Here is a 19940-nt window from a genome sequence, read left to right on the forward strand (position 1 = left end):
TTCTCCCTTAATTCTCTTGGGAGACATCAAAGCGCAGATCGGTTCAGGAATTCCTTTCGCGGCCCCTCGGGAGCCGGAAAAGCAGGGCCTTTTAGCGTCTTTGGTAAAGACATTGCTACGGACGACGAGGGCTGGCGACCGGAATCGGCGCGGCCTCAGCGGGCCGCGATATAGTCCACCAGACGGCTTGCTGCCTCACGCACGTCCTTGAGGTCGCGCAGGAAGCAGGCTCGCATGAAGAGACCTCCGCCCTCGCCGAAGGCCGTGCCGGGCGCAAGGCCGACGCCGGTCTTGTCGACGATGTCGATCGCCGCCTGTCGGGCATCGGTGACGCCATCGATCTTGAGGAAGGCGTAGATGGCCCCATCGGGTTTCAGCGTTTCCACCCGATTGGTGGAGATCAGCGCATCGCAGAGAATGTCACGGGCCTTGCGGGCACGGGCAACCCCGGCATCGACGAAGGCATCGCCGTCATCGAGTGCGGCGACCGCGCCCTGCTGCATGAATTGCGCCACGCCCGAGGTGGAATACTGGATGAGATTTTCGAAGACCTGTCCGGTTTCCGGCGGGGCCACCACCCAGCCGACGCGCCAGCCGGTCATCGCCCAGTTCTTGGAAAAGGAATTGACGAAGAGGATGCGGTCGCCCGGCTGCATGACGTCGAGGAAGGAGGGCGCGCGGGCGCCGTGGTAATAGTAGAGCGCATAGATCTCGTCGGCGATGATCCAGACGCCCCGGCGGCGGGCAATGTCGAGAATGGCGACGAGATCCTGAGGCGTTGCCGTCCAGCCGGTCGGGTTGGAGGGCGTGTTGATGAAGAGGGCCTTCGTCTTCGGCGTGATCGCCGCTTCGAGACGGTTGAGATCGAGACGCCAGGCGCCATTCTCGAAGGCGAGCGGAACGCAGACGGGACGCACGCCGGAAAGATCGGCGGCGGCTGCGAAATTCGGCCAGGCGGGCGTCAGCAGCACAAGTTCATCGCCGACCGAGGAGATCGCCTCGATGGCGAGCTTGATGGCCTGCATGCCGGAACCGGTGACGTAGAAATGCTCGGGAGAAAGCACGTGCCCGAAACGGCGTGCATAGTAGCGCGACAGCGCCTCGCGCAGGCCTGGGATGCCGCGCTGCCAGGTGTAGAAGGTCTCGCCGGCCCGAAGGGCGGTGGCGGCAGCGGCGGAGATGAAATCCGGCGTCGGCAGATCGCCCTCGCCAACCCAGAGCGGGATGAGTCCCTCACGGCCACGGGCATAATTGACCACTTCGACGATCCCGCTTTCCGGCGCCGAAAGGGCCCGCGGACTGATGGCGGCGAGCGGTGCGGTGGTGGCGGTGGTCATGCCCTGGCGTCTCCGGTCAACAACGGTCTTCAGGTGCTTTTAACCGGATTTCCGCAGGGGATCACGCGCCTTTCCTTGAGGCATGGATTGATTTCGTTGATGCAAAAGACCCCGGTCGCGAGGCGATCCGGGGTCTTGAAAAGGACGATGCCGGCGAAATCAGCCGCGCTGCTTCAGCAGGTCGCGGATTTCCGTCAGCAACAGGATGTCTTCCGGCGGCGGGGCCGGCGGCGTCGCCTCGGTCTTCTTCTCGTGCTCCAGCGTGGCGCGCATGCGGTTCACGGCCTTCACCAGCAGGAAAATGATCCAGGCGAGGATGAGGAAGTTGATGACGACGGTGATGAAGTTGCCATAGGCAAAAACGGCGCCCTGCTTGCGGGCCTCTTCCAGCGAATTGGCCGTGACCTTGTCGGACAGAGCAAAGAAAAAGTTGGAAAAGTCGAGACCGCCGGTGATGGCGCCGATCACGGGCATGATGATGTCGTTGACCATCGAATTGACGATGAGTGTGAAGGCGCCGCCGATGATGATACCGACGGCGAGATCGAGCACGTTGCCGCGCGCGATAAAGGCCTTGAATTCGTTGAGCATGGCTTCCCCGCTTCCTGACTGCAAACCGGCGCGTGACACGCGCCCCCGCGTGTCAAATTAAAGCAGGAAGCGACAAAGGAAAGAGGATTTCACAGCCACCCGAAACGGAAAACCGGCCCCAGGGAGCCGGTTTTCGCGAACAATCAGATAGCGGAGGACGGCCCGGGACGATCAGGCCCAGGGGCGCGAGGCCGCGTTGGACTTTTCGAAGCTGTCGATCGCGGTGACCTTTTCTAGCGTCAGGCCGATGTCGTCGAGGCCGTTCAGCAGGCAGTGGCGCTTGAAGGCGTCGATCTCGAAGCTGATCTTGCCGCCGTCCGGCCCGGTGATTTCCTGGGTTTCCAGATCGACCGTGAGGATGGCATTGGAGCCGCGGCTGGCATCGTCCATCAGCTTGTCGAGGTTCTCCGGGCTCACGACGATCGGCAGAATGCCGTTCTTGAAACAGTTGTTGTAGAAGATATCGGCAAAGCTGGTGGAGATGACGCAACGGATACCGAAGTCGAGAAGCGCCCACGGCGCATGCTCGCGCGAGGAGCCGCAGCCGAAATTGTCACCGGCAACGAGAATTTTTGCATTCTGGTAGGCCGGCTTGTTGAGCACGAACTCTTCGTTCAGCGAGCCATCTTCCTTGTAGCGGGCTTCGGCGAAGAGGCCGGTGCCGAGGCCGGTGCGCTTGATCGTCTTAAGGTAGTCCTTCGGAATGATCATGTCCGTGTCGATATTGACGACCGGGAGGGGCGCGGCGACGCCGGTGAGCTTCACGAACTTGTCCATGGGGCAGGCCTTTACGTTGCGACTGCGTTTCTGGCGTGACGCTCTAGTGCAAAATCGCCCGGAAATGAAGGGCAAAATTGCCCTTCCTGCGTCACATGCGCCGCCTTGCAGTCCGCAACAGGATTACATGTCGATGATCGTGCCGCGACCGTCGTTCCATACGCGCAGCGGCTGGCGCTGGCCGGAGCGGGCGTCTGCCGTCGCGCGAGCGCGCACGGGGCGCGGCTGCAGGCGATTGGCCAGCGTGGCGCCGACCAGAACAACCGACATCAGCGCGGCCAGCATGAGGCCCAGCGAGGCGGTAAACACCAGAGCTACGAGCCCAACAGCGGCGGCAATGGCAGTCAGCAATACGGAACGGATCGTCTTCATCAGCAAGGCCCTCCTTCCGGACCTTCGGTACTTCATTTGGGAACGCGTCGTCTTCTTTGCAAGGCCGACAGTCCCTTGCGAAAGTGGCAGAAGGCGGGCAAGACAACCGAATTCGCGGCGCTCGCGGATCCGTGATCGCGATCGGTGCCGCGGCGACCCATTCATCGGAGGAGACCGCCCATGCTCTCACCCGCCGCAACGCACCCGCGTCATCCCGTGCGGCTGCGCCGTTCCGTTCTGTGCCTTCCGGCCGACAATGCCCGTGCGCTGGCAAAAACAACGACGCTTCCCATAGACGCGGTGATCTACGACCTTGAGGATGCGGTGCTGCCGGAAGCGAAAGCCCAGGCGCGGGCCATGTTGGTGGCGCATCTGTCGGACGGGGCGGAGCGCCCCTTCGAGCGGATCGTGCGGATCAATTCCCTCCATGAAGAGACCGGGCGACGGGATCTGATGGCGATCGCGCCGCTGAAACCCGACGCCATCCTGCTGCCGAAAGTTTCCGGCCCAGGCGACATCGCGCTCGCCGCCGATCTCCTGGCCGAGATGGAAGATGGCGACGATATCCGCCTGTGGGCGATGATCGAGACGCCGCAAGGCGTGCTGAATGTCGCCGCCACCGCGGAGGCGGGACGCACGCGCGGCGCGCGGCTCGATTGCCTCGTGCCCGGGCTGAACGACCTGCGCAAGGAGACCGGTGTGCCGGCCATGCCGGGGCGCACCTATCTCGTTCCATGGCTCATGCAGATTCTCCTGGCGGCCCGCGCGGCCGGGCTCGACATTATCGACGCTGTCTTCAACGATTTTCGCGACGCGGCGGGGCTTGTGGCCGAATGCGAGCAGGGCCGCGCCATGGGCTTTGACGGCAAGATGCTCATCCACCCGGCCCAAATCGGTCCCGCCAATGCCGCCTTCGGCGTCAACGCTGCCGAACGCCAGGCGGCTGAGGCGATCGTTGCGGCCTTTGCCCTGCCGGGCAATGAAGATCGCGCCGTCATCACCGTCGATGGACGCATGGTGGAGCGGCTGCATCTCGTCGAGGCCGAACGTCTCCTGGCGCGCGTGGCGGCCATCGCGGCGCGCACGCGCGATCCCGATGTCATCTGATCCTTCTTCCGCACGCCGGCCATGCCTGGCGTCGGACAACACAAGTGAAAGGCAAACTGCGATGAAACTCTACCGCCTGCTGACCGCTCAGGACGACGCCACCTTCTGCCACAAGGTCACGGCCGCCCTCAACAAGGGCTGGGACCTCCACGGCTCGCCGACCTACGCCTACAATGCCGAGACGCGTCTGATGATGTGCGGGCAGGCCGTCGTGAAGGACGTGCCGGGCAAGGAGTACACGCCGGAGACGAAGCTGTCGGAGCATTGAGAACGCGCTGGCGGGCGTGCACGATTGGCTCGTCCCCGCCCTGCCTGCGCGTGTCCAAACGCGCGTGTCGTCCAGCCGTGTCTTTCAGCCGCCCGACGGCCCCACGTGCTCGACGCTCGCTTCGATGCGCTCCATGTCGTCGTCCGACAGGCCGAAATGGTGGCCGATCTCGTGGATGAGGACGTGGGTGATGATGTCGCCCAGCGTTTCCTCGTGCTCGGCCCAGTAGTCGATGATGGCGCGGCGATAGAGGGTGATGCGGTTGGGGAACTGGCCGGTTTCCATGGTGAAACGCTCGCCGATGCCGCGGCCTTCGAAAAGGCCGAGCAGGTCGAAGGGCGTTTCCAGCGCCATGTCCTCGAAGACTTCGTCCGTCGGGAAATCGGCAACTTCGATGATCAGATCGCTGGCGAGCGCGCGAAATTCCTCCGGCAGGTGGCCATAGGCCTCCAATGCCAGGGTCTCGAAGGTATCGAGGGTCGGTGCCTGCTTTTCGCGCCAGTCGTCGGTCTGGTCTATCCGTGCCATGGGGTCTCCTTGTCAGCCCCCATATAGCGGAGCCCACGGCGGATTTCGAGACGGGAATGCCGGGCAGGCCCGGTTTCTCGGTTTTGCCTTAACGACGCGGCGGCCCCTCCCAGCGCCGTTGCGCTCAGGCCGGCGGGATGATCGCGCGGTAAAGATGCCAGGTGGCGTGGCCAAGCACGGGCAGCACGACGACGAGGCCGATGAAGGCACTGGCCGCGCCGGCGAGTACCAGCAGCGTGACGACGACACCCCAGCCGAGCATGGGCACCGGACTTGCCAGAACAGCCCGCACGCTGGTGGCCATGGCGGTGACGATGTCGAGATCGCGCTCCATCAGCAGCGGCACGGAGACGACGGTGAGCGAAAAAAGGATGAGCGCCAGCACCGCCCCGACGATGTGGCCGAGCACGAGAAACAGCCAGCCCTCCGGGGTCGTCAGCACGATGTCGACGAATTTTGGCAGGGTGGAAAAGGACAGGCGCCCGAGCACGAGCGCGATCAGCAGGCGGATCTGATACATCCAGACCCAGAAGATGAAGAGCATGACGAAGGCCATCCAGCCCAGTTCGCGCCGGCGCTGCGCCCAGACGAAGCCTAGCACGCCGGGCCAGGAAAGCGTCTCGCCACGCTCCAGCCGGCGACTGACCTCGTAAAGACCGACGGCGATGAAGGGGCCAATGAGCGGAAAGCCGATGGCGCAGGGATAGATGAGCCAGGGCACATGCCAGAGCGCCAGGGACAGCGCGATGATCAGACCGCCCATCGCATAGACGGCCCCGAAGAACAGGCCGAAGGCCGGCGCCCGGCGAAAATCGGCAAGGCCGGCGGCAAGCGCGCTGCCGATATCCGCGGCCGTCACAGCCCTGACGTCGGGCATGCCCGGAAAGACCGCCTCAAGCCCCCGTTTGCGCAGGCCTGCCTTTGCACTCTCGTCCATTCCGACCCTCCCCGCCGTCCTGTCCTGAAGTGCCATTATGCCGCAGTTGCCGGCGACGTCCTTAACAGCCGTCAAACGCTTGAAAAAATAGTGGAGGCATACAGCGGGAGGGAAAGCGGCAACGCACACAGGGTTATCTTGACATTCATTCTCCGCTTTAGCATAGATGACGAACGCAAAGGTCGACCGGGAAGATCTCGCCATGCTGGTTTGCAGCTGCAATTTCATCACGAAACAGGAGATCGTTGATACGATCAACGCCCTCCTCGATGAGGACTGTTGGCAGCTGATCGTCCCGGCCAAGGTCTACCATGCCATGGAAAAGCGCGGCCGCTGCTGTGGTTGCTTTCCGAACGTCATCGACATTATTATTCAGACAACCGAAGATTATCATGCTACCCGCCGTAACGCGACGGAAGCGGAAATCTTCGATTTCATGAGCCGTCTGAAACAGTTCCATGACGATCAAAGGAGAGCCGACCGTGAAAGGCGACAAAAAAGTCATCGAGCAGCTTAACGAGGCCCTGTTCCTCGAGCTTGGTGCCGTCAACCAGTACTGGCTGCATTACCGTCTTCTCGATGACTGGGGCTATGCCAAGCTGGCCGCCAAGGAGCGCGCCGAGTCGATCGAGGAAATGCAGCACGCCGACAAGCTGATTTCCCGCATCATCTTCCTTGAGGGTCACCCGAACCTTCAGACGGTTGCGCCGCTGCGCATCGGCCAGACGGTGAAGGAAGTGCTGGAAGCCGACCTCGCCGGCGAATACGACGCCCGCACGGCCTACAAGAAGTCCCGCGACATCTGTCACGATGCCGGCGACTACGTCACGATGAAGCTCTTCGAAGAACTGCTGATCGATGAGGAAGGTCACATCGACTTCCTCGAAACCCAGCTCGAACTTCTCGGCAAGATCGGCGAATCGAAGTACGGCCAGTTGAATGCAGCGCCGGCCAACGAAGCCGAATCCGAATAAACAAAACGCCCCTTTTGGTGCGAAGGCGGTGCAGCCTGGCTGCTCCGCCTTTTTTTATTGCCTTGACCGTCTGCATAGAACTTAAGGCGTAGCGAAGGGCAATTCTCTCTCCCGCGGCTTTGGCCTATGCTCTCCACGGGAGGAAGGAGGAGGCATGCTGTCTGGGTCGGTGATCTTCGGCTGCGCCGTCGGCTATCTGCTGCTCTTGTTTGCGGTGGCGAGCTATGGCGACCGGCGTGCCCGCAGCACGGCGGCGGCGGGTCGCGGCCGGCCGATCGTCTATGCGCTCAGCCTCGCGATCTACTGCACCTCCTGGACCTATTTCGGCGGCGTGGGGCTGGCGGCCGAGCGGGGGTTCGAATTCACGGCGATCTATATCGGTCCGATCCTCATGTTCACGATCGGCCTGCCGGTGATCCGCCGCATCGTGCGGCTCGCCAAGTCCGAGCGGATCACCTCGATTGCCGACTTCATCGCCGCCCGTTACGGCAAGAACCCGGCGGTGGCCGCGATCGTGGCCCTGATTTCTCTGGTCGGCGCCATTCCCTACATTGCCCTGCAGCTGAAAGCCGTTTCGAGTTCGGTGGAAGCCATGGTCGATACGACGGGCTATGGCCTCGGCGCGGGCATAATGGCGATGGATCTGCCGCTGCTCGTCACGCTTTTCCTCGCCTGCTTCGCCATTGTCTTCGGCACGCGCCACACGGATGCGACGGAGCACCAGGACGGGCTGATCCTCGCCATCGCCATGGAATCGGTCATCAAGCTCATCGCCTTCCTGACGGCCGGGCTCTATATCCTCTTCGTCATCTTCGATGGGCCCTCCGATCTCTGGCAGAAGGCGGCCGAAAGCCCGCTGGCCATGTCCGCGCTGACCTATGAGACGCCGATCTCCCGCTGGCTGCTGCTGATCGTTCTTTCCGCCTTCGCCATCATCCTCCTGCCGCGACAGTTCCACGTCACCGTCGTCGAGAATCGCAACGAGCGGGAGTTGAAGACGGCCGCCGTACTCTTCCCCCTCTACCTCGTCGGCATCAATCTTTTCGTGCTGCCGGTGGCGCTGGCAGGCATTTTGACCTTTGGCGGGTCCGGCGACGTCGATCTTTATCTCCTGCGGCTGCCGATGGCGGCCAATGAGCCGCTGATCACGCTTGCCACCTTCATCGGCGGCTTTTCGGCCGCCACCGCCATGGTCATCGTCGCGTCCGTGGCACTGTCGATCATGGTGTCCAACGATATCGTCATGCCGATTTTCCTGCGCCGCAACCTGATGCGACGCGGCAGCACGGGCCAGGAAAACCTCGCCTCCACGCTGCTCAACATCCGCCGCGGCGCGATCTTCATCGTGCTGTTGCTCGGCTATGCCTATTATCGCACAGCGGACATGACGGGCGGCCTCGCGTCGATCGGGCTGCTCTCCTTCGCCGCGGTGGCGCAAATGGCGCCGTCGCTGTTTGGCGGCCTCGTCTGGCGGCAGGCCAATGCCCGCGGCGCCATTCTCGGCATGTCCATCGGCTTTCTCGTCTGGGCCTATCTGCTGTTCCTGCCGAGCCTTGGGGGACCCGACTACTCATGGGTTGCGGGTAAGGTCCTGCATTTCCTCTTCCCCTTCACGGCGGAAGGACAGGCGACCGGCCTTGACCCGCTCGTCAGCGCCACCGTGCTCAGCCTGATCGCCAACGGGATTGCCTATGTGCTGGGCTCGCTGACGCGGGCGCCGAAGCCCCTGGAGCGCCTACAGGCCGGCGTCTTCATCACGCGCCGCTCACGAACGGAGCGCGCCTTCCGCGGACGCAAGACAAAGGTCACCGTCGGCGACCTCAAGGCCACCATCGCGCGCTATCTCGGCGAGGAACGCATGCTGCGCTCCTTCCACAGCTACGAGCGACAGAGCGGCCGCTGGCTCGACGACAATGGCGCGGCCGACATGGCGCTGATCCACTTTTCCGAACAGCTGCTCGGCAGCGCGATCGGCTCCTCGTCTGCGCGACTCGTTCTTTCGCTGGTCTTGCAGCGCATGGACGACCCCTCCTCCGACACGGCTTGGCTGCTCGACCAGGCCTCGGAAGCGCTGCAATACAATCAGGATATGCTGCAGACCGCGCTCTCGCAGATGGAACAGGGCATTGCCGTCTTCGACAGTTCCAACAATCTGATCATCTGGAACCGGCGTTTCCGGCAACTGCTGGACCTGCCGGAAGCGGCGGGACAGGTCGGCTTTCCCCTGGCCGATATCGTGGCCATGCTGGCGCGGCGCGGCGATATCGCGCCGGGCGACGAGAAGGCGGTGATCGCGACCTTCCTCACCCTCGACAAGCCTTTCCTGCTGACGCTTGCCGGCGGCGCCCGCATCGTGGAAGTGCGCACCAACGCCATGCCCGACAAGGGCATCGTCACGACCTATACCGACATTACCCAGCGCATGGCGGCCGATCAGGCCCTCAAGCAGGCCAACGAGACGCTTGAGCAACGTGTGGCCGAGCGCACTGGCGAGCTCACGCGCGTCAATACCGAGCTTGCCGAAGCGCGTGCCGCGGCGGAAGAGGCCAATATCGGCAAGACGCGCTTCTTCGCCGCCGCCGGCCACGATATCCTCCAGCCGCTTAACGCGGCACGGCTCTATTCCTCCTCGCTGGTGGAGCGGCTCGGGGAAAGCGACAACAGCACGCTGGTGCGCAACATCGATTCCTCGCTGGAATCGGTGGAGGCCATTCTCGGCGCCGTGCTCGACATTTCCCGTTTGGACACGGGCGCGATGAAGCCGCGCTTGCAGACCGTCGCGCTCGACGATTTCCTCAAGCGCATCGAGACCGATTTTGCGCCGGTCGCCCGTGCGCAGGGCCTGGCGCTTGTCGTGCTGCCAAGTTCGCTCAGCGTGCGCACCGATCCGAACCTTTTGCGCCGCCTGGTGCAGAACCTCGTCTCCAACGCGATCAAATACACGCCTTCCGGCCGTGTTCTGGTCGGCGTGAAGCGGCAGGGCGAAAAGGCCGTCATCCAGGTCTTCGACACCGGCATCGGCATTCCCGCCTCGAAATTCCGCACGGTCTTCAAGGAGTTCGCCCGTCTCGACGAGGGCGCTCGCACGGCCTCAGGCCTCGGCCTCGGCCTGTCGATCGTCGATCGCATCTCCCGCGTGCTGCATCATCCTGTGGAACTGCGGTCCGAGCAGGGGCGCGGAACGCTGTTCCGGGTCTCCATTCCCATCGCCAAGGCGCCGGCGCTCGCTGCAACGGCCCGCACGGCGCAGCCGATCCGGCCGGTCTCCGAACCGCTGAAGGGGTTGAAGGTTCTCTGCGTCGACAATGAGCCGCAGATTCTCGACGGCATGCGGGTGCTGCTCGGCGGCTGGGGCTGCGAGGTGCTGACCGCCGATAGCCTCGGCGCATTGGCGACGCTGACCGCCTCCCTGCCGGCCGCGCCGGACGCCATCATTGCGGACTACCATCTCGACGATGGCACCGGCATCGATGCTGTCTCTGCTGCCCGCAACGCCTTCGGGGCGGGCCTGCCGGCGTTGCTGGTCACCGCCGACCGCTCGCCGGAGGTGCGTGCGACAGCCGAGCGTGATGGAATTGCCTTGCAGAACAAGCCGGTGAAGCCGGCAGCGCTCCGGGCCTGGCTGACGCAGCTATCGATCAGCTTGCGGACAGCGGCGGAGTGACGTGGCTGTCAGGCGATGGCGTGCGGCGACGTATGGCGGGCAAGCCCCCTCATCCGCCCTTCGGGCACCTTTTCCCCGAGGGAGAAGGCCGGCGGGGTGAGGGAGCGTTCTTCAGGTCGCCAAAGGACAGCCCCGCAACATGGCGCCTGACTACGCCGCGACCGCGCCGATCTTGCCGAGCTGGATCACCGCCTGGGTGCGGCTGTCGACGTTGAGCTTCAGGAGGATGGCGGAAACGTGGGCCTTGATGGTGGCTTCGGAAACGCCGAGTTCGTAGGCGATCTGCTTGTTGAGCAGCCCCTCCCCGAGCATGCTCAGCACGCGCGACTGCTGCGGTGTCAGCGTCTGGAGGCGGTGCAGGAGATCGGCGACCTCCGGCTCGTGCTCCATACCGCGCTCGAAGCCCTTCGGCGTAAAGATGTTCCCGGCGATAACCGTCTCGATCCCGGTGCGGATATCGTCGATGCCGGAGGATTTTGAAAGGAAGCCGGCCGCGCCGAGGTCCAGCGCGCGGCCGATCGTGGCAGGCTCGTCATGGGCCGAGACGATCATCACCGGCAGGCTCGGAAACTCCGCCCGCAGCGCGATCAGGCCGGAAAGGCCGCTGACGCCGGGCATGGTGAGATCGAGAAGCAGGAGATCGGCAGCGGGATTGTCCTCGGCCGCCTGCCGGGCGGCGGCAAAATCACCGGCCTCGATGACCGTCGGCTGGCCATCGAGCCCCGAAATCGCCTGTCGCATGGCACCACGAAACAGCGGATGGTCATCCGCGATGATGATGGTCAGTCCGTCCGTCATACAACCCGTCCCTCCCTTGGCGCGTCTTCTTGGCCGGGCAATCCTCCAATCGCTCCGGCGGGACGCTCATGACGGCGGCGGATCAGGTCTTGTCAGGCGTCGGCTGGGCACCACCCGGGGGCTGAGCCTCTTCCGCATTCAGATCCTTCACGATCGCCATGAACCGTCGCATCATTCTTTCCATGATGCTCATGGTCTGGTCAATCTCCTCGTTGCTCGGCAGGCGGCGATTGAGGCTCGTTTCGCCGCCGCTTACGGTTTTTTCCAGCGCATCGATCCGCGCCGAAAGGCGGTCCAGCTCGTCTTCGAAGGCGCGGCGCTCATCGGCGCCCATACGGCAGATGAGCTCGCCGGCCTGCTCGCGGCACAGCGTCATCTCGCCGGTCTGCGTGTCGAGGCGGGCAACGCCCGTCTCCGTCTTCTGCATCTGGTAGCGGCCGATCTCCTCGGCCAGGGCGCCGGAGGCGCCAGACAGAATGAGGGCAGACAGCATAAAGGCGGACGGCAGCGCGGGGGCGATCAGTTTCCTCATGGCGTTTGCCTTTCTGAGGGTTGAAAACGAGAGCAACGCTTCACCGAAGGTGGACTTTCCATCCGCGTTAAGGCAAGCGTCCAATAACGATACACATAGTGCGCGCAAAGACGGATGACATGGGTACATTGATCTACAAGATCGTTCCGACCAATCTTTGGCAGGATGCCATGGCCAGGGGTATTTTCAAAGGTGCGCCGGTCGATCTTGCGGATCGCTTCATACACTTCTCGACGGCAGAGCAGGCGCGCGAAACCGCCGCCCGGCATTTTGCCGGACAGGAGGGCTTGCTGCTCGCCGCCTTTGACGGCGCGCGCTTCGGTTCGGCGCTGGTCTATGAGGCCTCGCGCGGCGGTGCGCTCTTTCCCCATCTCTACGCCAGCCTCGATCCGGCCGAAGCCGTCTGGGTAAAGCCGCTGCCGCTCGGGGCGGATGGCGTACACATCTTTCCGGAGCTTGACGCATGATCGGCGCCTTCGAACGTCTCGCCCGCAGCGGCCTCTTCCTGCTCGATCCGGAAACCGCCCATGGTGCCTCGATCCGGGCGCTCAAGACCGGACTGGTGCCCGCCTGCGCGGCGCCTGCCGACCCGCGCCTGGCACAGACGCTCGCCGGCCTCACCTTCCCCAATCCGCTCGGCATGGCTGCCGGATACGACAAGAATGCAGAGGTGCCGGAGGCGTTGTTGAAGCTCGGCTTCGGCTTCACCGAGATCGGCACCGTGACGCCGCGTGCGCAGGCCGGCAACGACAAGCCGCGGATCTTCCGCCTCGTGAACGACGAGGCCGTGATCAACCGGCTCGGCTTCAACAATGAAGGCCACGCCGCGGCCTTCGAGCGGCTGGTCGCCTGCGACCGCGCGGCGCTGATCGGCGTCAATATCGGCGCCAACAAGGACAGCGTCGACCGCGTTGCCGATTACGTGGCCGGCATTCGCCTCTTCTATCCTGTTGCGCGCTATTTTACCGCCAATATCTCCTCGCCCAATACGCCGGGCCTTCGCGACCTGCAGGCGCGCGAAAGCCTCGCGGCTCTGCTCAGCGCCGTGCTGGCGGTCCGCAACGACGAGGCGACGAAGACCGGACGCCGCGTGCCGGTCTTCCTGAAGATTGCGCCCGACCTTACCGAAGAGGGGATCGACGATATCGCGGCGGAGGTGATCGCGCAGCGGCTTGACGGCGTGATCGTCTCCAACACGACGCTGTCGCGCGATGGACTGACCGATCGCACCCGTGCCGGCGAGGCCGGTGGCCTCTCCGGCAAGCCGCTCTTTGCCCGCTCGACGGCGGTTCTTGCCCGCATGCGCCAGTTGCTGGGGCCGGAAACGGTCATCGTCGGCGTCGGCGGGGTCGGCTCTGCGGAAACGGCGGCGGAGAAGATCCGCGCGGGCGCCGATCTGGTGCAGCTCTATTCGATGATGGTCTACGGCGGCCCTTCCCTGCCCGGCCGGATCGTCAAGGGCCTGTCCGAGCTTTGCACCCGCGAGAGCCTGTCCTCGATCCGCGACATCCGGGACAGCCGCGTCGAGCACTGGGCCGCGCAGCCGATCTGAGCACCCGCACGGGCTTTCAGAAACTCTCGGCGCTGCGGGCGGGCACGCGAGCGATCAACAGCACGCCGCGCATCAGCAGGAAGAGGTTGAGCGCGGCCCACAGGCCGTGATTGCCGAGAACCGGCACCAGCGCCAACGCCGACCCCGCGAAAACGAGGAAGGACAGGAGCATCATGTTGCGCATGTCGCGCGACCATGTGGCGCCGATGAACACCCCGTCCATGAGGAAGGCGAGCGCCCCGGTCACCGCCGTCAGCGCCACCCAGGGCAGATAGGTGTGCGCTTCGGCGCGCACGTCCGCGACCGTGGTCAAAAGGTCGATCAGCGCACTGCCGAAGACAAGGAAGAGCGCGCCCATCACCACGGCAAGACCGAAGGACCAGAGCGCGATGCGCTTCAGCGCCGCATCGAAGGCCGGACGAAAGCGTGCGCCGACGGCACGCCCGACGATCTGCTCGGCGGCATTGGCAAAACCATCAAGGCCGAAACCGACGACCATGAAGAGCGTCATCAGCACGGCATTGGCGGCGAGCGTCAGCGCCCCCATGCCCGCGCCGATGCGCGTCATCAGCGTGAAGGTGGCCAGCAGCACGAAGGAGCGGATCATGATGTCGCGGTTGAGCGCGAAGAGTTCCGCGAGGCGCTTGCGGTCGAGAAGATCGGCCACGGACGGAGCAAAGCTGCGGTCGAAGCGCCTGATGACGAGCAGGAAGCCGACCAGGGCACCCACCGTTTCACCGGCCACCGTGCCGGCCGCGACGCCGGCGACACCCCAGCCGGCGACAAGCCCGAGGCCGATGGATCCAACAATATTGATGCCGTTGATGAGGATCTGCAGGAAGAGGCCGAGACCGGCCTGACCACGGCCGAGCACATAGCCGAGGATGGCATAGTTGGCGAGGGCGAGGGGGGCCGAGAGGATGCGCCAGCCGAAATAGTCGCGCGTCGCCTCTGCCACGGCCGGTTCCGGCGCCATCAGCCAGAGTCCGGCGGCGAGCAGCAGCGGCGAAAGGGCGAGCATCACCGTCCCCAGACAGAGGGCGCTGACAAGCGCGCGCCAGAAGGTCGCCTGTTCGGCGCGCCGGTCACCGGCGCCGAGCGCCTGCGCGACGAGACCGGTGGTGGCAGCGCGCAGGAAGTTGAAAGTGGAGAAGAGAAGATCGAAGAGCACCGCTCCGACCGCAAGGCCGGCGATCAGCGCTGCGCTGCCGAGGCGGCCGACAACGGCCGTATCGACGAGGCCGAGCAGCGGCGTCGTCAGGAAGGCGAGCGTCATCGGCACGGCGATGGAGAAGATCAGGCGATCGGTGACCTCAAAGGGCCCGGCCTCGTCTGCGCGCTCGCTCGCCACCATCTCGCACGCCCTTTCCGCATTGTCATCACGGAAAATTCATATAGGCGCAGGGATGGCCGGGAAAGAGCCGGTTCCGACAAAGAGGGTCGCCTGGCTCTGTTTCCCCACCCAATGGCGGTTCAGCCGGCGTTGGAGAGAACCATCGCCCAGTAGGGCCGGCCTTCGCCCGTTTTTGCCACCGCCACGCCAAGGCCGCGGTAGGGACCGAGCATGTTCTCGAGGTGTTTGGGGGAGTCGACCCAGGCCTGATAGGCGGCCTCAGGGCTCTGCTGTCCCGCCGCGATGTTTTCAGCTGCCGGCAGGCGCACATCCGCGCCCTTCATACGGCCGAGGAAGGTGTCGGTAAGGCCGATTAGATGCGCCATCTTGCGCGCCTCGGCCATACGGATCGCCTGCCCTTCGGCGGCCTTTGCAGCCGCCGGATCGTAGGCGAGCGGCGAGAGACCCTTTTTGGCGCGCAGGTCGTTGATCAGCGGCAGGACCGTTGCGGTCTGGTCGGCCCCCGCGGCCGGCGGTGCCTTCGGGCGCGAGGCGCATCCGGCGATGGTCGCGAGCGTGAAGGCCGCCGCGCCGCCGAGAAGCAGGCGGCGGGAGGGGTTGGCGTCGGCCTGAAGACCGGTCGTGCGGACCGGGGCATGAACAACCCGGCTCATCGGCGCCAGCTCAGAAGGCGCAGGATGATGAAGGCGGGAATGACGATGACACCGCCCAGGATCAGGTAATCCCCCACACGTCCCAGCGCGGCAAAGCCGGTGTGCCAGAGATCGAGCACGAAATCGCGGATGGTGAAGAGGATGTCGGCCGGGTTCACGTGGAAGACGGCCATGACGAAGCCGACGATGATCGAGACCACGATCAGCTTGATGATCACGCGGCCGGGCGTATCGCCCAGAAATCTGTTCAACCCTTCGGCCATGCCGATCATCTCCTGTTGCACCCGCGTGCCCGCGCAGCCCTTAGGCCACGCCGCCGCGTCTCATTCTCGCGGCACACATAAGGATGCGGGATGACACCGGCAAGGCGGCGAAACTATGGAGGCGCGCCAGTCTTTGAAAATGGGAGCTGCCGGAATGTCGCGCGGCCTTGCCTTTCCCCGGCAATGGCGTCACAGGACGGCCATCCGCACACGCTTCGGGATCTTGCCCATGTCCACCCACCAGTTGTCCTCCGGTGATCTTCTCGCCGACCGCCGGGCCGATTATGCCCGCATGCTGGCGGAAAGCGGCGAGTTTGCCGGCGCGGCCGAGCTGATGGAGCAGGCGCTGGAGATCGTGCACGGCTGGGCGGCGGGCTGGTTCCGGCTGGGGGAGTACCGGGAAAAGGCGGGGCTGGTTTCGGAAGCTGTCGCCGCCTATCGCGCGGCGCTTGATCTTGTGCCCGAGGATATTTTCGGGGCCTCGCTGAAGATCGCGCTTCTGTCCGGAGCGCAGAAGACCCGGCAGGCGCCGAGCGCCTATGTCGGCCGGCTCTTCGACGATTATGCCGAGCGCTTCGATGCGGCGCTGGTGGAGCGTCTCGGCTACAGCGTGCCGCAGACGCTGACGGCGCTGTTGCTTGCCGCGACCGGCAACCGCCGCTTTGCGCACGCCGTCGATCTCGGCTGCGGCACGGGCCTTCTGGGCGCGGAACTTCGCGCCCAAGTCGATCGTCTCGAAGGCTATGATCTCTCCGCGGGCATGCTGGCGAAAGCAGAGGCCAAGGGGCTCTATGACCGGCTGGGCGAGGCAGACCTGTCGCTGGCACCGGAGGCGTGCGGCGTGTTTGCCGCCGACTGCAGCGAACGGCGCGCCGATCTCGCGGCGGCAGCCGATGTTCTGATGTATATCGGGGCGCTCGATCCGGTCTTTGCGATCATCACCCGGCTCCTCGCGCCTGCCGGCATCTTCGCCTTTTCGGTGGAGGATGCGGGTGGGAATGGCGATGTGGTGCTCAGGCCATCGCTGCGCTTTGCCCATTCAGAGATCTATGTGCGGGGTCTGGTGAAGCGCGCCGGGATGACCCTGCTGGCGGTGGAGAAAACCACCCTTCGCAAAGATGGCGCCGAAACGGTACCGGGTATTCTGTTTGTTGCGCAGCGCTGACGACGCCAGACGCAATCTTGCGATTTTCAATTAGGTCAGCATTGCTTACATATTTCCCTTGCCGGACCACTCTAAATCGCTGATACTTCTGGCACATAGGGGATGATGGGCACCCGCTCATATCCTCATTTCACAGATACCTTCCTTTACAGATCACCGTCGCCCGCCGGCCCGATGTCCGCGCGGACCGTTTCCCGTGGGAGATTTGCAGCCATGACGCAGTTGATGAACAGTCTCGGTTTCTGGAACAGCAGCGCGACGCGCCACACGCCGGTGGAAGATGTGCAGGGCATTTTCACCGGCAGCCTGGTGGCCGCCCTCGGCCTCTACCTTCTTGCCAGCGCCGGGCTTCTGACCGGCAGTACGGCCGGCATCGCCTTCCTGCTGCATTATGCGCTGGGCGTGAATTTCGGCCTCGCCTTCTTCCTCCTCAACGTTCCCTTCTTCTACCTCTCCTGGCGTCAGCTCGGCCCCGCCTTCACCATCAAGACCTTCATCGCGATCGGCCTTACCGCCGTGATCTCCAACGTCCAGACGCAGTTCTTCACCATTTCGGGCATGAACCCGGCCTGGGGCGCGCTCTCGGGCGGCCTTCTGCTCGGCTACGGGCTTCTCGCGCTCTATCGACACCGCGCCAGCCTCGGCGGCGTCGGCATTCTCGGCGTCTGGATGCAGGAGCGCTTCGGCATCCGCGCCGGCCTCGTGCAGTTGACGATCGACATGGGCGTGCTGGCCGCCGCCTTCCTCATCACCCCGCCGACCACCGTGATCTATTCGGTGCTGGGCGCCGTGGTGCTCAACCTCTTCATCGCCATCAATCACCGCTCGGATCGCTACGTCGCCCTCTGAAGGGCGACGCCAGACCACGTTCCGCCTTGTTTTGGCCCGTCTGTGCGATAGTGTCAAAGATGCGCCGCCCGGACGGCGCCGAAACGGGAACAGCACCATGAAGAAGACCATTTTCCTTGCTGCGCTGGCGATGCTCGCTGCCGGCACGGCCTCGGCCCAGGACGCGACCATCAAGATCGCCACCGAGGGCGCCTACCCGCCCTTCAACTATGTTGATACGGATGGCAGCCTGAAGGGCCTCGACGTCGATATCGCGAACGCCCTGTGCGAAGAAATGAAGGCCAAGTGCGAGATCGTCGCGCAGGAGTGGGACGGCATGATCCCCGGCCTGATCGCCAAGAAGTACGACGCGATCATCGCCTCCATGTCGATCACCGAAGAGCGCAAGAAGCAGATCGACTTCACCAACAAATACTACGTAACGCCGCTGGCCGTCGTCGCGCCGAAGGACAGCACGCTCGCCGGCACGACCGCCGAAGACATGAACGGCAAGGCGGTCGGTGCTCAGTCGGGCACCACGCAGGCGCAGTATGCCGATGATGTCTATGCCAAGGGCGGCGCCGACGTGAAGCAGTACCCGACCAATGACGAGGCCGTGGCGGATCTCGTGGCGGGCCGTCTCGATGCGCTGATCTCCGACAAGTTCGTGCTCACCGATTGGCTGAACAAGGACGGCAAGGACTGCTGCAAGATGGTCGGCGACGTGGCCGGCACGGAAACGGAAGCCGGCATCGGCATCCGCCAGGGTGATACGGAGCTGAAAGAACGCTTCAACAAGGCAATCGACGCCATCGTCGCCAACGGCACCTACGCCAAGATCACGCAGAAATACTTCCCCTTCGACATCTACTGAGACCGCGAAGCTCGTCCCTGCTCGCCCGTTGCGGGCGGGGACATCGCGAAGGCATATCCCCATGACATCAGACGTTCTCGTTCTCGGTGCCGGCATTGTCGGCGTCAGCACCGCTCTTCATCTTTTGGAGCGCGGCCGCTCCGTGGTGCTGTTCGACCGGGCCGAGCCCGGCAGCGGCACGAGCTACGGCAATGCGGGCCTGATCGAGCGCTCGTCGGTCATTCCCTATTCCTTTCCGCGCGATCCCATGGCGCTTTTGCGCTACGCGCTGAACGGCCAGTCGGATGTGCGATACAGCCCTTCTTTCCTGCCGAAGGCGGCCTCGTTCCTCTGGCAATACTGGCGCAACTCCGCCGCCGCGCCGCTTGAGGTGGCGACGCGCGCCATGCTGCCGCTGGTGCAGGCTTGCATTCCCGAGCATGACCGGCTGGTGGCGCGCGCCGGGGCCGAGCACCTCATCCGGGCCGATGGCTGGGTGGCCCTCTACAAGACGACGGCGCGGTTTAACGCCGCCGTCGCGGAAGCCGGGCGTCTTGCGCCCTTCGGGCTGCAGTATCGCGTCCTGACGCCGCAGGAGTTCATCGCACTGGAACCGGCCTACCGGCCGGGACTCTCCACCATCGCCGGCGCCATTCACTGGCAGGATCCGAAAACGGTGACCGACCCGCAGGGGTTGGTGAAAGCCTATGCCGATCTCTTTGCCGCGAACGGCGGGCAAATGGCGCGCGGCGATGCGGCGACGCTTACAGAGATTGCCGGCGGCTGGCAGGTGACCGGCGCGGACGGCGCAACAATCACGGCGCGCGAGGCCGTGGTGGCGCTGGGACCGCAGTCCGGTCTCGTGTTTCGCAAGGCAGGGTATCGCATCCCGCTCGGCATCAAGCGCGGCTATCACCGCCATTACACGCAGACGGACGGCGCCATGCCGCGCCTGTCGGTGGTGGACGAGGAAAGCGGCTATGTGCTGGCGCCGATGCGGCAGGGCCTGCGCATCACCACCGGCATCGAGTTTGCCGATCCCGCCGCCCCCGCCAACGACATCCAGATCCGCCGCGACGAAGTTGAGGCGCGCCGGCTGCTCGATCTCGGGCCGCCGGTGGAGAAAACGCCCTGGCTCGGTCTTCGCCCATGCCTGCCTGACATGCGGCCGATCATCGGACCCGCCCCCCGGCACAAGGGCCTATGGTTCCATTTCGGTCATGCCCATCACGGCCTCACCCTTGGTCCGGCCAGCGGACGGCTGCTCTCGGAGATGATGACGGGCGAGACGCCGTTCGTGGATCCCGCGCCCTACGCGGCCACGCGCTTCGCCTGAGGGTCGCGGGTTCAGCCCGGCGAAAGGCGCGGCTTCTTTTTTGGCTGCGCG

At 64.5% G+C, this 19940-nt stretch carries 22 protein-coding genes; 11 read left to right on the top strand and 11 right to left on the bottom strand.

All coding sequences use genetic code 11. The features are described 5' to 3' along the window. Positions 1-155 precede the first annotated feature (155 nt). The 4 genes from F3H41_RS10005 to F3H41_RS10020 all read right to left on the bottom strand — a co-directional run bounded on the left by F3H41_RS10005 (position 156) and on the right by F3H41_RS10020 (position 3077). Positions 156-1337, bottom strand: coding sequence for a pyridoxal phosphate-dependent aminotransferase (locus tag F3H41_RS10005; RefSeq protein WP_149738530.1), 1182 nt, complete (start codon positions 1335-1337; stop codon positions 156-158). A 159-nt stretch (positions 1338-1496) separates the two neighbouring features. Next, entirely contained in the window at positions 1497-1928 is a 432-nt protein-coding gene (gene mscL, locus F3H41_RS10010; protein ID WP_149738531.1) for a large conductance mechanosensitive channel protein MscL, read from the bottom strand. A 171-nt stretch (positions 1929-2099) separates the two neighbouring features. After that, positions 2100-2705, bottom strand: a complete 606-nt coding sequence (leuD, locus tag F3H41_RS10015) for a 3-isopropylmalate dehydratase small subunit (protein ID WP_149738532.1) — start codon at positions 2703-2705, stop codon at positions 2100-2102. Positions 2706-2828: 123 nt separating this feature from the next. Next, complete coding sequence (locus F3H41_RS10020) at positions 2829-3077, bottom strand: hypothetical protein (protein WP_149738533.1); 249 nt, start codon at positions 3075-3077, stop codon at positions 2829-2831. Between the two features lie 180 nt (positions 3078-3257). On the opposite strand from F3H41_RS10020, the gene F3H41_RS10025 reads away from it, so the two are divergent. Beyond that, positions 3258-4184, top strand: a complete 927-nt coding sequence (locus F3H41_RS10025) for a CoA ester lyase (protein WP_149738534.1) — start codon at positions 3258-3260, stop codon at positions 4182-4184. A gap of 61 nt (positions 4185-4245) precedes the next feature. Then, positions 4246-4452: a DUF1737 domain-containing protein gene (locus F3H41_RS10030; protein ID WP_149738535.1), complete on the top strand. Its 207-nt coding sequence runs from the start codon at positions 4246-4248 to the stop codon at positions 4450-4452. Between the two features lie 84 nt (positions 4453-4536). Here the strand turns inward: F3H41_RS10030 and F3H41_RS10035 are convergent, their stop codons facing one another. Beyond that, positions 4537-4980 carry a metallopeptidase family protein gene (locus tag F3H41_RS10035; protein WP_149738536.1) on the bottom strand — a complete coding sequence of 148 codons (444 nt, stop codon included), beginning with the start codon at positions 4978-4980 and terminating at the stop codon, positions 4537-4539. A gap of 124 nt (positions 4981-5104) precedes the next feature. After that, positions 5105-5857 (bottom strand): DUF2189 domain-containing protein, encoded by a 753-nt coding sequence (locus tag F3H41_RS10040; RefSeq protein ID WP_244616159.1) that lies wholly within the window; start codon positions 5855-5857, stop codon positions 5105-5107. 262 nt (positions 5858-6119) lie between these two features. Here F3H41_RS10040 and F3H41_RS10045 point away from each other — a divergent pair, with 262 nt between their 5' ends. The 3 genes from F3H41_RS10045 (at position 6120) to F3H41_RS10055 (ending at position 10555) form a co-directional block, all read left to right on the top strand. Further along, on the top strand, positions 6120-6434 hold the full coding sequence (locus tag F3H41_RS10045) for a (2Fe-2S)-binding protein (RefSeq protein ID WP_149738629.1): 315 nt from the start codon (positions 6120-6122) through the stop codon (positions 6432-6434). Next, positions 6400-6891: a bacterioferritin gene (bfr, locus tag F3H41_RS10050; RefSeq protein WP_149738538.1), complete on the top strand. Its 492-nt coding sequence runs from the start codon at positions 6400-6402 to the stop codon at positions 6889-6891. The genes F3H41_RS10045 and bfr overlap by 35 nt, the downstream gene beginning before the upstream one ends. Before the next feature lie 154 nt (positions 6892-7045). Then, a complete protein-coding gene (locus tag F3H41_RS10055; protein ID WP_149738539.1) occupies positions 7046-10555 on the top strand; it encodes a NahK/ErcS family hybrid sensor histidine kinase/response regulator in 3510 nt (1169 codons plus the stop codon). Between the two features lie 150 nt (positions 10556-10705). Here the strand turns inward: F3H41_RS10055 and F3H41_RS10060 are convergent, their stop codons facing one another. Further along, positions 10706-11353: a response regulator transcription factor gene (locus F3H41_RS10060; protein ID WP_149738540.1), complete on the bottom strand. Its 648-nt coding sequence runs from the start codon at positions 11351-11353 to the stop codon at positions 10706-10708. Positions 11354-11435: 82 nt separating this feature from the next. Then, on the bottom strand, positions 11436-11846 hold the full coding sequence (locus F3H41_RS10065; protein WP_244616160.1) for a hypothetical protein: 411 nt from the start codon (positions 11844-11846) through the stop codon (positions 11436-11438). Between the two features lie 158 nt (positions 11847-12004). Between F3H41_RS10065 and F3H41_RS10070 the strand changes: the two genes are divergently transcribed. Then, positions 12005-12352 (top strand): DUF952 domain-containing protein, encoded by a 348-nt coding sequence (locus F3H41_RS10070; RefSeq protein WP_149738542.1) that lies wholly within the window; start codon positions 12005-12007, stop codon positions 12350-12352. Further along, on the top strand, positions 12349-13437 hold the full coding sequence (locus F3H41_RS10075) for a quinone-dependent dihydroorotate dehydrogenase (RefSeq protein ID WP_149738543.1): 1089 nt from the start codon (positions 12349-12351) through the stop codon (positions 13435-13437). The genes F3H41_RS10070 and F3H41_RS10075 overlap by 4 nt, the downstream gene beginning before the upstream one ends. Positions 13438-13453: 16 nt before the next feature. Here F3H41_RS10075 and F3H41_RS10080 read toward each other — a convergent pair whose 3' ends face one another. The 3 genes from F3H41_RS10080 to F3H41_RS10090 all read right to left on the bottom strand — a co-directional run bounded on the left by F3H41_RS10080 (position 13454) and on the right by F3H41_RS10090 (position 15707). Continuing rightward, positions 13454-14791 (bottom strand): MATE family efflux transporter, encoded by a 1338-nt coding sequence (locus F3H41_RS10080; RefSeq protein ID WP_149738544.1) that lies wholly within the window; start codon positions 14789-14791, stop codon positions 13454-13456. Positions 14792-14910: 119 nt separating this feature from the next. After that, a complete protein-coding gene (locus F3H41_RS10085) occupies positions 14911-15444 on the bottom strand; it encodes a CAP domain-containing protein (RefSeq protein ID WP_149738545.1) in 534 nt (177 codons plus the stop codon). Beyond that, a complete protein-coding gene (locus tag F3H41_RS10090) occupies positions 15441-15707 on the bottom strand; it encodes a DUF6460 domain-containing protein (protein WP_149738546.1) in 267 nt (88 codons plus the stop codon). The genes F3H41_RS10085 and F3H41_RS10090 overlap by 4 nt, the downstream gene beginning before the upstream one ends. A gap of 229 nt (positions 15708-15936) precedes the next feature. Here F3H41_RS10090 and F3H41_RS10095 point away from each other — a divergent pair, with 229 nt between their 5' ends. The 4 genes from F3H41_RS10095 to F3H41_RS10110 all read left to right on the top strand — a co-directional run bounded on the left by F3H41_RS10095 (position 15937) and on the right by F3H41_RS10110 (position 19889). Beyond that, a complete protein-coding gene (locus F3H41_RS10095) occupies positions 15937-16872 on the top strand; it encodes a methyltransferase domain-containing protein (protein ID WP_149738547.1) in 936 nt (311 codons plus the stop codon). Positions 16873-17085: 213 nt separating this feature from the next. Next, positions 17086-17721 carry a YitT family protein gene (locus F3H41_RS10100; RefSeq protein WP_149738548.1) on the top strand — a complete coding sequence of 212 codons (636 nt, stop codon included), beginning with the start codon at positions 17086-17088 and terminating at the stop codon, positions 17719-17721. Between the two features lie 97 nt (positions 17722-17818). Next, positions 17819-18574 (top strand): ABC transporter substrate-binding protein, encoded by a 756-nt coding sequence (locus tag F3H41_RS10105; RefSeq protein ID WP_149738549.1) that lies wholly within the window; start codon positions 17819-17821, stop codon positions 18572-18574. 55 nt (positions 18575-18629) lie between these two features. Next, entirely contained in the window at positions 18630-19889 is a 1260-nt protein-coding gene (locus F3H41_RS10110; protein ID WP_188129426.1) for an FAD-binding oxidoreductase, read from the top strand. Positions 19890-19940: the final 51 nt, after the last annotated feature.

It is taken from the genome of Rhizobium sp. RU20A (genome assembly GCF_900155885.1).
GTDB lineage: Bacteria > Pseudomonadota > Alphaproteobacteria > Rhizobiales > Rhizobiaceae > RU20A.